15 protein-coding genes are annotated in these 12,811 nt (G+C 53.3%); all 15 read left to right on the top strand.

Annotation, left to right across the window (positions count from 1 at the left end):
- Positions 1-10: 10 nt before the first annotated feature.
- The 15 genes from BN6471_RS06855 (at position 11) to greA (ending at position 12,799) form a co-directional block, all read left to right on the top strand.
- Positions 11-286 carry a hypothetical protein gene (locus BN6471_RS06855; RefSeq protein WP_066646926.1) on the top strand — a complete coding sequence of 92 codons (276 nt, stop codon included), beginning with the start codon at positions 11-13 and terminating at the stop codon, positions 284-286.
- Positions 287-301: 15 nt separating this feature from the next.
- On the top strand, positions 302-2,740 hold the full coding sequence (locus BN6471_RS06860; RefSeq protein ID WP_066646928.1) for a glycogen/starch/alpha-glucan phosphorylase: 2,439 nt from the start codon (positions 302-304) through the stop codon (positions 2,738-2,740).
- Position 2,741: 1 nt separating this feature from the next.
- Positions 2,742-4,751 (top strand): glycoside hydrolase family 13 protein, encoded by a 2,010-nt coding sequence (locus BN6471_RS06865; RefSeq protein ID WP_066646933.1) that lies wholly within the window; start codon positions 2,742-2,744, stop codon positions 4,749-4,751.
- Entirely contained in the window at positions 4,748-5,401 is a 654-nt protein-coding gene (locus BN6471_RS06870) for an HAD hydrolase-like protein (RefSeq protein ID WP_066646938.1), read from the top strand. Before BN6471_RS06865 ends, BN6471_RS06870 begins: the two co-directional genes overlap by 4 nt.
- 126 nt (positions 5,402-5,527) lie before the next feature.
- Positions 5,528-5,971, top strand: coding sequence for a LytTR family DNA-binding domain-containing protein (locus tag BN6471_RS06875; RefSeq protein WP_066646940.1), 444 nt, complete (start codon positions 5,528-5,530; stop codon positions 5,969-5,971).
- 5 nt (positions 5,972-5,976) lie between these two features.
- The gene (locus tag BN6471_RS06880) at positions 5,977-6,414 is read left to right on the top strand and encodes a DUF3021 domain-containing protein (protein WP_162270190.1); all 438 of its coding nucleotides are present in this window, start codon (positions 5,977-5,979) and stop codon (positions 6,412-6,414) included.
- A gap of 150 nt (positions 6,415-6,564) precedes the next feature.
- Complete coding sequence (locus BN6471_RS06885) at positions 6,565-7,134, top strand: cyclase family protein (RefSeq protein ID WP_082903383.1); 570 nt, start codon at positions 6,565-6,567, stop codon at positions 7,132-7,134.
- 4 nt (positions 7,135-7,138) lie between these two features.
- Complete coding sequence (locus BN6471_RS06890; RefSeq protein WP_066646945.1) at positions 7,139-7,849, top strand: TIGR01906 family membrane protein; 711 nt, start codon at positions 7,139-7,141, stop codon at positions 7,847-7,849.
- Positions 7,836-8,843 carry a tRNA (adenosine(37)-N6)-threonylcarbamoyltransferase complex transferase subunit TsaD gene (gene tsaD, locus BN6471_RS06895; RefSeq protein ID WP_066646948.1) on the top strand — a complete coding sequence of 336 codons (1,008 nt, stop codon included), beginning with the start codon at positions 7,836-7,838 and terminating at the stop codon, positions 8,841-8,843. Before BN6471_RS06890 ends, tsaD begins: the two co-directional genes overlap by 14 nt.
- Before the next feature lie 22 nt (positions 8,844-8,865).
- Entirely contained in the window at positions 8,866-9,594 is a 729-nt protein-coding gene (locus BN6471_RS06900; protein ID WP_066646952.1) for an N-acetylmuramoyl-L-alanine amidase family protein, read from the top strand.
- A complete protein-coding gene (locus BN6471_RS06905; RefSeq protein WP_082903384.1) occupies positions 9,584-9,994 on the top strand; it encodes a Mini-ribonuclease 3 in 411 nt (136 codons plus the stop codon). Before BN6471_RS06900 ends, BN6471_RS06905 begins: the two co-directional genes overlap by 11 nt.
- 24 nt (positions 9,995-10,018) lie before the next feature.
- Positions 10,019-10,762, top strand: coding sequence for an FAD-dependent thymidylate synthase (gene thyX, locus BN6471_RS06910; RefSeq protein ID WP_066646954.1), 744 nt, complete (start codon positions 10,019-10,021; stop codon positions 10,760-10,762).
- Positions 10,755-11,522, top strand: coding sequence for a 23S rRNA (guanosine(2251)-2'-O)-methyltransferase RlmB (gene rlmB / locus BN6471_RS06915; RefSeq protein ID WP_066646957.1), 768 nt, complete (start codon positions 10,755-10,757; stop codon positions 11,520-11,522). Before thyX ends, rlmB begins: the two co-directional genes overlap by 8 nt.
- A 74-nt stretch (positions 11,523-11,596) precedes the next feature.
- Positions 11,597-12,235: an RNA polymerase sporulation sigma factor SigH gene (gene sigH / locus BN6471_RS06920; RefSeq protein WP_066649895.1), complete on the top strand. Its 639-nt coding sequence runs from the start codon at positions 11,597-11,599 to the stop codon at positions 12,233-12,235.
- Between the two features lie 87 nt (positions 12,236-12,322).
- A complete protein-coding gene (gene greA, locus BN6471_RS06925; protein WP_066646958.1) occupies positions 12,323-12,799 on the top strand; it encodes a transcription elongation factor GreA in 477 nt (158 codons plus the stop codon).
- Positions 12,800-12,811: the final 12 nt, after the last annotated feature.

Genomic DNA, 12,811 nt, shown 5'->3' on the forward strand with positions numbered 1-12,811 from the left:
AGAAGATCGTTTGAAAAGGCAGGATACGCAAAAAGAGGCGATCCAGCAGATCGCTGAAGAGATCGACACGCGGGAAACGGACGGCAGCGAAGAAAAGATAGACGAAGCAAGCCACGTCGACGATTATACCGTGCCGGAACCGGATATTCGGCCCGAAGAAGCAGGCGAGGAGGAGCAGGACGTATTCGCAGTGCTCGACGTAGGCCTTGCGGAAACGGAGGAAGAACCGGAAGAGATGTTAAGCACGGAGCTTAAGCGGCCGTGCGGCAGGCGGGATGAAGAATGATGGAGGGGCCGGTATATGGCGCATGAACGGTCAAAAGAGGAGATCAAAGAGGGAATACTGGGCAAACTGAAGCGGCATTTCGGCAAAACGCTGGAAGAGGCCACCAAAGACCAGATTTACAAATCCTGCGCGCTTTCCATCCGCGATGTGATCGTAGAGCAGTGGACGGATGCAAACAAGCAAGTCCTGAACCAGGGACTCAAGCGCCTTTACTATCTGTCCGCCGAATTTTTGATGGGGCGTGCGCTCGTCAACAACATGGTCAACCTGCACCTGCTGAAGGAATATAACGATGTGCTCTGCGATATGGGGCTTAAGCCCGACGAGATCGAGGAGCAGGAACGCGACGCAGGGCTCGGAAACGGCGGATTGGGACGGCTTGCCGCCTGCTTTTTGGATTCACTGTCCACGCTTGACCTGCCCGTTACCGGGTGCAGCATCCGCTATGAATACGGCCTTTTCAAGCAGCGCATTTTGGACGGCGAACAGGTGGAGGTCAACGACAACTGGCTGGAAGCGGGCAACGTCTGGGAGATCCCGCGGCCCGAAGAACAGGTGGAAGTCCGCTTCGGCGGGGAGATCGAAGAAATCTGGACAGAAACAGGTTTAAAGATCCGTTATAAAAACAGCTACAGCGTACTGGCGATCCCGTACGACTACCCGGTGATCGGCTATATGAGTAAAATGCCCGCGACGCTGAGGCTGTGGAGCGCCAAAGCAAAGACCGGCCTCGATATGAACTATTTCAACAGGGGCGACTATGCACAGGCCATGCAGGAGCGGGAGCTCGCAGAGGTCATCTCCAAGGTGCTTTACCCGGAGGATAACCACGAGCAGGGCAGGCAGCTGCGTTTGAAGCAGTTTTATTTCTTTACCTCCGCGACGATGCAGCACATCGTGCGCAAGCACAAACAAAATTACGGCGACCTGCACACGCTGCCTAACTATTTCACGGTGCAGATCAATGATACGCACCCGACATTGGCGATCCCCGAGCTGCTGCGTATCCTCATGGACGAAGAAGGCATGGGCTGGGACGAGGCGATGGATATCGTAGGGCGCATGTTTAACTATACGAACCACACGGTATTGGTGGAGGGGCTCGAGTGTTGGAACGAGGAACTGTTCCAGTCCCTGCTGCCGCGTATTTGCCAGATCATACAGGTATTGAACGAAAAGTTCTGCGACCGCCTGTGGCAGGCCTATCCGGGGCAGTGGGACAAGATCGGCAGTATGGCCATCGTCGCATACGGCGAGATACGCATGGCGAATTTGTGCATCGCGGTGTGCGGCAAAGTGAACGGCGTATCGCGGCTGCACGGGGAGATCCTCAAAACGCGTACTTTCCGTGATTTTTACACGGTATTTCCGGATAAGTTTTTGGGCATCACCAACGGCGTAACGCACCGCAGGTGGCTGGCAAAAGCCAACCAGCCCTTAACAGAGCTGATCGCGGATCATATCGGTGACGGATTCTTAAAGGATTACCGCGAGATGGACCGTATCGGAGACCTGCTCTTAAAGGAATCGTTCCTCGACGATTTTATGTGTGTCAAGCGCAAAAACAAGGAGCGGCTCGCCGCACACCTGAAAAAAACGCAGGGGATCGAGATCGATCCGGGTACGGTTTTCGACGTACACGCAAAGCGGCTGCACGAATATAAGCGCCAGCTGTTAAAGGCGCTGCATATCCTGCACCTTTACCATCTCAGGAAAACGAACCCGCAGGTACAGATCGAGCCGGCGACATTCCTGTTCGCGGCGAAAGCTTCGCCCGGGTATGCGCGCGCAAAAAATATTATCCGGCTGATTTTAGCGGTGGCAAAACTTGTGAACAACGACCCGGATACGAAGGATATCCTGCGCGTGGTGTTTATTGAGAATTACAGCGTTTCCGAAGCGGAGGTGCTCATCCCGGCGGCGGACATCAGCGAACAAATTTCGACGGCGGGCTTTGAAGCGTCGGGCACGGGGAACATGAAATTCATGATGAACGGCGCGGTCACCATCGGTACGATGGATGGAGCAAATGTGGAGATATCGGAGGAAGTCGGCCTCGATAACATCTTCATCTTCGGGGCATCCGAACAGGATATTGAAAAGATGGAGCGTTACGGGACGTATAAGCCCGGCGAATATTACGAACAGAACACAGACCTGCGCTATGCGCTGAACGCCATGATAGACGGCACGCTGCCGGTAGCAAGCGACAGGCAGTTTTCCGACCTGTACCACTCCCTGCTGTTCGGCGACATGGACAGGGCGGATCGCTACTACCTGCTTTACGATTTTGCACCGTATGCACAGGTATACGAAACGATGATGTCCGTTTACCGCAACAAGGACGAATGGAAGCGTATGGCGGCTATGAACACGGCGAAATCCGGCCATTTTGCGGCAGACCGTACGATACACGAATATAATGATAAAATCTGGCATTTGAAAGAAATGTGATATGATGAACATAGATTTCTCAAAACAGGTCCTCCACGATTCCGCTAAGGAAACCTTCAGGAGCCCAGGCGGCGCTGTTTCGTGCGGGACGACGGTGCGCCTTGGTATTGCCCTCCAAAACGTTTCGTTGGAAGCGGCTTACCTGATGGTAGCTTGCGGGCAGGAAACGCATACGGTAGAAATGCACCCGCAGGATGGGATGTGGCAAACGGAATATACGGTGCCGGGCGAGCCGGGGGTTCTTTGGTATTGGTTCTGCCTCAAGCTTGCGGACGGTGCGAAAATCTATTACGGCGCGCATACGGGGCAGGTCTGCGGCGTGGGGGAGGCTTATTGGGATATACCTCCCGCTTATCAGCTGACGGTATATGACGAAGCGTTCACAACCCCGCATTGGCTCAAGTGCGCCAATATGTACCAGATATTCCCCGACCGCTTCCGAAGGCGGGAAGACGGGACGTTTGAAAAAGGCATCGCTTTTCACCGGGACATGGGCAGGGACGTATATGTGCATGAAAGCTGGGACGAACCGCCGGTTTATGAGGCGCTTCCCGGCAAGGAATATTACCAGCCTTGCGATTATTACGGGGGCAATTTCGGCGGAATCATAGATTCGCTCGACTACCTGCGGGATATGGGCATCACGGCGCTGTACATAAACCCTATCGTGGAGGCTGCCTCCAACCACCGCTACAATACGGGCGATTATAAGAACGCCGACCCGATTCTCGGCACGAACGAAGAATTTGTGCAGCTTGCGCAGCAGGCGCGGCAGCGCGGCATCAGGGTCATATTGGACGGGGTGTTCTCGCATACGGGCGATGACAGCGTATACTTCAACAAATACGGCCATTATGATTCGCTGGGCGCCTACCAGAGCCAGGATTCCCCTTACTATAGCTGGTACCAGTTCGACGAATATCCGGATAAATACAAAAGCTGGTGGGGGTTTGAAACGCTCCCGGAGGTGCGCGAAACACAGGAAGACTGGGTGCGCGACATGATCGAGGGGGAGGACAGCGCGATGGACGTATGGCTTGCGCGCGGCGCCTCCGGCTATCGGCTGGACGTGGCGGACGAGCTGCCCGACGAGACCATTGAACGCATGCGGAGCGAGCTCAAGCACCTCTCGCAGGACAACGCGCTGATCGGCGAGGTGTGGGAGGACGCGACCACCAAGCAAAGCTACGGCGTGAACAGGCGCTACGCCCTCGGGCGGGGGCTTGACAGCGTGATGAATTACCCGCTCACAAACGCCGTGATCGATTTCCTGCTGGGGCGCACCAACGCACAAGGCTTTAAGCAATTCCTCGTTTCCCAGCATGAGAATTATCCCAAGGAAATGTATTATGCGCTGATGAACCTTTTATCCAGCCACGATGCGGCGCGTATCCGCACGGTGCTGGGTACGCGTATAGACCCACATTCCCTGACGCGCGAGCAGCAGGCGCATTTTGTGGTCAGCGACGAACAGGACAAGAAGGGCGCGCAGCTGCAGAGGATGGCGGCGGCAATCCAGTTTTCATTGCCGGGTATGCCGTGCATCTACTATGGCGATGAAACGGGCATGCACGGGTTGTTAGACCCGTTCAACCGGGAACCCTTCCACGAGCGCGACAAGCAGATGCAGGAATATTATAAATACCTTTCCAACCTGCGTGCCAAAACGGATGCGCTCAAAACGGGAAGCTGTGCCTTTTACAGGCAGGGGGAAGATACGATCGGCATCCTGCGCTATTGCGTGAACGGCAGGGATGCGTTTTCCAATGTGGTACGCGACGGCATGTATTTGACGGCGCTCAACCGCTCCACGGGGCCGCAGACCCTGGTCGTGGACTTGTTCGCACCGGAACAGCTGGTGCAGGCGGAAACACAGGAAACGTTCCGGCAGCTTGAATTTACGAGCGCCTGTTGCCTGCCGGATGGGGAAGAATGTGAAATCAACGCCGGGCTCATAAGCGTTTCGCTGGAGCCGGAGAGCGTTAAAATTTTGGAGATTAACTGGATATGAAATACAAAACGGTACTATTTGATTTTGACGGCACGCTGGTGGATTCCAGCCGCGGTATCTTGCATTGCGCGCAAAAGACGCTCACCGATATGGGACAGGACGTACCGGGCAGGGAAATGATGAAAAAGTTCATCGGCCCGCCTTTGAAGCTGTCGTTCGTGAACGCGTGCGGCATGAGCGACGAGATGGCGACGGAAGCAGTACGTATCTATCGGGAAAGATATGCAGGGGAAGGCATGTTTGAGGTGGACGTATACCCGGGCATGTGTGAGCTGCTGGATAAATTGAACGGCGCGGGCGTCGTATGTGCGGTCGCATCCGTGAAAAGGGAAGAAATCGTGCGCAAAACGCTGACACACCTGGGGCTGGCGAACAAGTTTGCGGCGATCTGCGGTGCGTCGGGGGATATCAATATCACCACCAAAGGGCATATCGTGAGCGAGGCGGTGGCGCGTACCGATTCCAAAAAGGAAGACTGCATCCTGGTAGGAGACAGCGATTACGACGCGGTGGGCGCGCAGGAAGCAGGCATCGACTTTTGCGCAGTCCTGTGGGGCTTCGGCTTTGAAACGATGCAGGACCTTAAGGGCTTTACCTGCCGCTATGTCGCGCAGGATATCAAAGCGTTGGAAAAATTCCTGCTGCAATAAATAAAAAGCCCGCATAAGGCAACATAACGCTCGCGTCATGCAGCTTACCCCAAATGCATTGACGCGTATTTTTTATTTCCCTATACTGAAAACAGGCAAGGCCTTACCTGCAGGAAAGGAGCGCAGATGAAAGTTATTTTGGATATCGATCCCAAATACGAACAGGATGAGATCGTCATCCGCTGTGCGCAGATGAACGACGAGCTTCTGAAAATCGTGTCGTTTGCAAACAGTACGCAGAGGAAAGTGATCGGCAGTATAGACCACCAGACTTTTGTATTCGAGCCGGGCGATGTTTATTATTTTGAAAGCGTGGACGACAAGGTATTCATTTATACCAAAGATAAGGTGTTCGACTGCGCCCTGCGCTTATATGAAATTGAGGAGCGCTTTAAGAACACGAGCTTCCTGCGGGTCAACAAATCGACGATTATCAACCTGGCGAAGGTGAGGATATTAAATCCGATCCTGAACGGAAAGATCGAGGTGGAGCTTGAAAATGGCGAAAGGCAGGTCATATCAAGGCAATATGCACCGGCGCTTAAGGAAAAATTGGGGATTGGGAGGTGATCGGATTGAAAAAGGAAGGAATTAAAAGGCCGCTGTATTTGTTCTATACCGTGTTCAGCAGCGCATTGCTGGTCGCGCTGCTCATTTCAACGTGTATCACACTCGTGCTCGGTTATGACGCGCTGCCATTAAGCGAGCTGCGCAACGATGTGATCTTCGGGCTGTTTATCGGTCTCGTCCAGTTGATCTGGGTCGGTTCGGACAGGAACAACAAGACCTACCTCATCCGTACGATCCTGCACTTCGTTGTCCTGCTTACGGGCTGTACGCTGCTCATGGTATGGTTTGGATGGCTGCCGCCCAGCGAGTGGCTTGCGTTTTACTATATTGGGTTCATCGCAGCTTATGTGCTTATTTGGGCAATCTGCTACCAAGTCAACAAAAAGCACTGGAGGAAGATGAATGAAAAACTGGAAGCTTATAAGAAGGCAAACAGGGATTAGTGCGTGAAAACCGCAAAAAGGGAGCGAAAGCTCCTTTTTTTATGGAAAATGTGAGACAGGCGATTTATGAATAATTTATGCAATGGTTGAAAACAAAGATGAAAATAATTATAATAATAGTACTATATATTCGGTATAGATTTTAGATGTATGAGGTGTAGAAAAATTAAAATAATAGATATTACCCAGGAGCTGGGGAAAGACACAAAAATATATGAAGGAGATCCGCATATCCGTCTGGAGAAGTTTTTCACGGTGGATAACTATGGGTATGCAGTCTCTAAATTGAGCATGGGATCGCACAGCGGGACGCATATCGATGCGCCGGCGCACGTCATAAGCGGCGGCAAAACGGTGCGCGAGATACCGCTCAACGACCTGGTGGGCGATTGTATCGTGGTGGAAAAATCAGAGATCAAGATCCCCCAGGGAACCAAGCGCCTGCTCATCAAAGGTTCGGAAAAGGGAGAGGCGCGGATATCCGAGCGCCACGCGCGTATCCTGGTGGATGCGGGCATCCGTATCATCGGTACGGATGCGCTTTCCATCGGCAACGATGCGGTGCATAAGATCCTGCTTTCAGAGGAGATCTGTGTGCTGGAATCTTTAAAGCTCAACCGCGTAAAGCCGGGATCGTATTTCCTGTGCGCGTTGCCTTTAAAAATCGATACAGACGGTTCGCCGATCCGTGCGTGCCTGATCGAAGGAATAGGAGAATAAATAGATGGAGGAATCGCAGGCGCCAAAAGGAAACGCTCTTATGCGTGTTTTTGCCGTCATTGCAACGATACTGGTCGTATTTTCGGTCATTGTCGCATGTGTGCAGGGGATCGCGTTCGATTCCTCTTTTTATAAGCAGGAATATACAAAAATGGAAACGGCCGGATATGTCGGCGTTTCGGGCGCGGAGCTCGATGCGGCGACGGACGTGCTGCTTCATTACCTGCAGGATAAAACAGCTTCGCTCGACATGCCCGTAAGCAGCGGGGAACAATATTATACGGACAGGGAAAAAGCCCATATGGTGGATGTAAAGGCGCTTTACCAGCATGCGGTCACGTTTATGGCAGTCGGGTTTTCCGTGGGCGGCGCATTGCTTTTGTATTGTCTCCTTCGGAAAAAGCGGGCGTATATGCGCCAGACATTGCAGGCATATTTTTGGACGACGGTGGGGATCCTCGTCTTTTTTGTGTGTATCGGCATTTGGGCTGCCGCTGATTTTTACAACTTCTGGATCAGCTTCCACCACGTATTTTTCACCAACGACCTCTGGATGCTGGATCCGGCCAGCTCACGCATGATACGAATGTTTGAGCAGGATTTCTTTGCGGATATGGTGGGACGTATCCTGGCCATATTCCTGGCGGTCGTGGTCGGTGCGGCAGCAGCGGCGGGAATCATCAACAAAAGGATGGCAAAGCATGAAGGACGTTAATATACTGGCAATAGAGACCTCGTGCGACGAGACTGCGGCAGCCGTTGTGAAAAACGGACGGCAGGTCGTTTCGCAGGCCCTGTATACACAGATCGCGATCCATAAGGAATTCGGGGGCGTGGTGCCGGAGATCGCTTCACGCAACCATGTCCTGAAGCTGCCGCAGGTGGTGGAGACAGCGATCCGCGGCGCGGGCGGCATGGAAAACATCGATGCGATCGCCGTGACAAACGGCCCGGGGCTCGTAGGCGCGCTTCTGACGGGCGTCTCCTATGCCAAAGGGCTTGCATACGCAGCAAAAAAACCGCTGATCCCGGTGCATCATATCGCCGGACATATCTGTGCAAACTATATCTCCCATCCGGATTTGAAGCCGCCGTTTTTGTGCCTTGTGGTATCGGGCGGACATACGCAGATCGTATGGGTAAAAGATGAGACGACCTATGAGACGCTGGGACGCACGCGCGACGACGCGGCGGGGGAAGCGATCGACAAGGTCGCGCGCGTGTTGGGGCTCGCCTATCCGGGCGGGCCGAATTTGCAGGAGCTAGCAAAGCAAGGCGACGAAAACAAATACCGTTTCCCGCACAGCTTCCGAGGGGAAGACCATCTGGATTTTTCATTCAGCGGCCTTAAAACAGCGGTGATCAACCTGCTGCACGGTTTTGAGCAAAAGGGCGAAGCGTACGACGGGGCGGATGTTGCCGCTTCGTTTTTAAAGAATGTGGCGGATACGCTGGTGAAAAATACTTTCGAGGCTGCGCGGCGCACGGATACGAAAATACTTGCGGTCGCGGGCGGCGTATCGGCAAACGAGCAGATACGCACGGCATTTGAAAAAAGAGCGCGGGAAGCGGGAATCGCCCTTTATTTTCCGGAGCTTAGATATTGTACGGACAACGCGGCGATGATCGCGTCATGTGCGTATTATGAATATGAAAAGGGGACGCGGGCCGGGCTCGATCTGAACGCACGGCCCGTCATGGAATTATAACGTATCGGAAAGAGAGGCGAAAATGCGGCTGAAAGGACTCATGCTGTTGCTCCTTGCGGGGGTGTTGTTGTTTGCGTCCGTTTCCTGCAGCGCGGATGACGCGGGGGAAACGCAGACAGGCTTGCCTGACCTTGCCGCGGTGAGTCTTGAAGGGCTCAGGATTGTCGTCGACCCGGGGCACGGGGATACGGATGTGGGAACGATCGGCGTTTCGACGGGCAGATACGAAAAGGAAGTCAATTTAGAGATAGCCCTAAAGCTAAAGTCCGCCCTTGAAAAGGAAGGCGTCACGGTTGTGATGACGCGGGAAACGGACGACCCCATCGCGGCGGCGGAAGAAACGGATATCACAAAGCGCAAGGAAGCGGATATGCAAAAGCGCGAGCAGATCATCACGGATGCACAGGCGGATATGTACGTCGGCGTGCACCAGAATAGCTTTGAGGACGAAAATGCCTGCGGCCCGCAGATTTTTTACCATACGGATTCCAGTATGGGCGCGATGCTCGCACGGTGTATCCAGACGGTGATGAACGAACAGCTGCAGCCAAAAGAGCCGCGTAAGCCGAATTGCGGCAGGTACCGCCTATTAAAGCCGGGCAAACAGCCGAGCGTGACGGTGGAATGCGGCTTTTTCACCAATCCGGAAGAGGAGAAGAAGCTGCAGGATGCTTCTTATCAGGAACAAGTGGTAGCCGGGATCGTGGACGGGATCAAATATTTTGAGTGGAGTAAAGCGAATGCTGGGTAGTTTGCAGGATGGATACCGATTGAGCGAAGATAAGGCGGCACAGGTCGCGCCGTTGACGCTTGCATACATCGGAGACAGTGTTTTTGATTTGTATGTGCGCACCAAATACGCCTTAAACAGCCAAAAAAATGCGGGGAAACTGCATTCCATGAGTATCCGGCTCGTCAATGCGCGTTCGCAGGCGGCGTTTGCGCACAGTTGGCTGGAGCGGTTTACGGAGGCGGAAAAAGAGGTGTTCATGCGCGGGCGCAATGCCAAAAGCCCGACCGTGCCCAAGAATATGAGCATTGCGGACTATAAATACGCGACAGCCATGGAGGCGGTGATCGGTTATTTGTACTTAAGCGGCCAGATGGCCCGTGTAAATGAAATACTGGGGACGCTGGAATTTGATTTATAGATTTTGGGAAAAGAGGATGCAGATATGCCAAAAACGACGTTGAAGACAGTGCTTTTGATGGCCACGCCCGATCCGGAGCTGATCGTCTCCATGGGAGCGAAGCTTTGTTATTCGCGCGCGGATATCGAGCAATTACAAAAAACAGCCAAAAGCGGGGAATTTATCGACAGGCTGACGCAGATGGGACACCTGTCGCCCATCGAGCATGCGTCTTTTTCGTTCGGGGTGGAAGGCGTTTCGCGCGCGTTGCTCGCGCAGATCACGCGCCACCGCATTGCGAGCTTTTCCGTACAGTCGCAGCGGTATGTAAACCAAAGCGAGAAAAAGGAGGGATTCTCTTATATCATCCCGCCGAGTATCGAGGCTCTGGGAGAAGATGCGGTAGCAAGGTTTGAAAAGCAGATGGAGACCATGCAGGAATGGTATGAGCAGTGGGTGCTGGCGCTCGGGGCAAACGGGGAAAAATCCAATGAGGATGCGCGTTTCGTACTGCCCAATGCATGCGAAACCAAGATGATCATTACCATGAACGCGCGCGAGCTGCTGCATTTTTTTGAGCTCCGCTGCTGCAACCGGGCACAGTGGGAGATACGCGAGCTTGCGTGGCAGATGCTCGCGCTTGTGGCGCCGGTGGCGCCGGGGCTGTTCAAAAACGCGGGGCCGTCGTGCGTGGGCGGCAAATGCGCAGAAGGGCGTATGAGCTGCGGAAAGATGGAAGAAGTACGCGCAAAGCAAAAAAAGCTGTTGGAGGACGTAAGCAATGGATGAACAAAGGGAATTTATCATTGGGCGCAACAGTGTACGCGAAGCGATCCGCTCGGGCGAACAGATCGATAAGATTTTTTTCCAGCAGGGACTCACGGACGGGAGTATCCGTGAGCTTTTGATGCTTGCACGCGGAAGTAAGCTGGTGATCGTGGAGGTTCCGCGCGCCAAGCTCGACGAGTTGTGTGCCGGAATGGGCGCGGAAGGGCATATGGGCAACCACCAGGGCGTGGTGGCGCAGGTTCCGGCGTTTGCATACAGCGAGATGGAAGACATCTTTGCGCTGGCGGAGGAACGCGGGGAACCGCCGTTTATCGTCATTCTTGACAGCATACAGGATCCGCACAATTTAGGCGCGGTAATCAGGAGCGCGGAAGCGCTGGGCGCGCATGGCGTTGTTATCGGGAAACGGCGGGCGGCCTCCCTGACAACGGCGGCGTTCAAGGTATCGTGCGGCGCGGCACAATATATCCCGGTGGTCAAGGTAACGAATATCAACCATACCATCGAAGACCTGAAAAAGAAAAACGTATGGATGGCAGCGGCGGATATGGACGGCCAGCCGCTTGCAAAGACGGATCTTAAGGGCCCATATGCGCTGGTGATCGGCGGGGAATCCGAAGGGGTCGCACGGCTCACGAAGGAGTTATGCGACGTCGTCGTAAAAATCGAGATGCCGGGAAAGACCACGTCGCTCAATGCGGCTTGTGCGGCAAGCATCCTGATGTACGAAAAGCGCCGGCAGGATATGGCGGGAAAATAAGGAGAACTTTTTTGCGTAAAGACGAAGTGTTCGATGAAAATGAATTGCATGGCGGGGATACGCAGGGGGAGGAAATGGCGCTTGAACAGGGCTTCGGGAAGTACGCCCGTTTCAGCGATGAAGAAGCGGTCTTAAAGGCGGACGAAGACCCGGACGCCCTCGAATACATCCTGCATAAATACAAGAATTTTGTGCGATCCAAAGCGCGTTCTTATTTTTTGATCGGCGCGGATCGGGAAGATATCGTCCAGGAAGGGATGATCGGCCTTTATAAGGCGGTACGCGACTACGATGCGGAGAAAAAGGCATCGTTCCGGGCATTTGCGGAGCTGTGTATTACGCGGCAGATCATTACCGCGATCAAGACGGCGACGCGCCAGAAGCATAAGCCGCTCAATTCCTATGTATCGCTCAATAAACCGGTGTATGACGAGGAATCTGAGCGAACGCTTGTAGACCTGATCGCGGCGACAAAGATCACAAACCCGGAAGACATCATCATTGACAAAGAAGATTACGCAAACATAGAAGAAGAGATCACGAAAATGCTTTCGGAGCTGGAAAAACAGGTGCTGGGTTATTATTTGCAGGGAAAGTCTTACCAGCAGATCGCCCGGATCATGGGCAGGCATGAGAAATCGATCGATAATGCGCTGCAGCGCGCGAAGGGAAAAATTGACAGGTTCCTGGCCGGGGCCAAGGCGAAAACTTGACAAAGCGCGGAATTTCTATATAATAGATGTCATGTAAAAAATGGAAAATTGTGCGCTTTTAAAGCGCTCAACAGGAGGATAGGACGAATGGCAAATGACGATGTAGTCTTGACGCATCAAGGGGTAAAAGAACTCGAAGAAAAGCTGGAATATCTGAAAACAGTACGGCGCCTGGAGATCGCGGAAGAGATCAAGACAGCGCGTGCATTCGGCGACCTGTCGGAGAATGCGGAGTATGACGAAGCGAAAAACGAACAGGCCAAAATCGAAGGCGAGATCGTCATGCTGGAAAAGATGCTGCGTAACGCCACGGTCGTCGACCAGGACGATGTAGACGTACAGCGCGTCAATGTGGGTACGACGGTAAAGGTTTTTGACAAGGAGTTTGACGAAGAAGTCGAATATATGATCGTAGGCTCTGCGGAAGCGGATATGAGCCAGAATAAAATCTCCAATGAATCGCCCGTTGGACGTGCATTACTTGGTAAAAAAGTAGGCAACACGGTTAAAGTGGAAACGCCGGGGGGCATTGTAAGGCTTAAGATTCTCGATATCCACAGATAAGAAGGAGCAGGA

Source organism: Christensenella timonensis (assembly GCF_900087015.1).
Lineage (GTDB): Bacteria > Bacillota > Clostridia > Christensenellales > Christensenellaceae > Christensenella > Christensenella timonensis.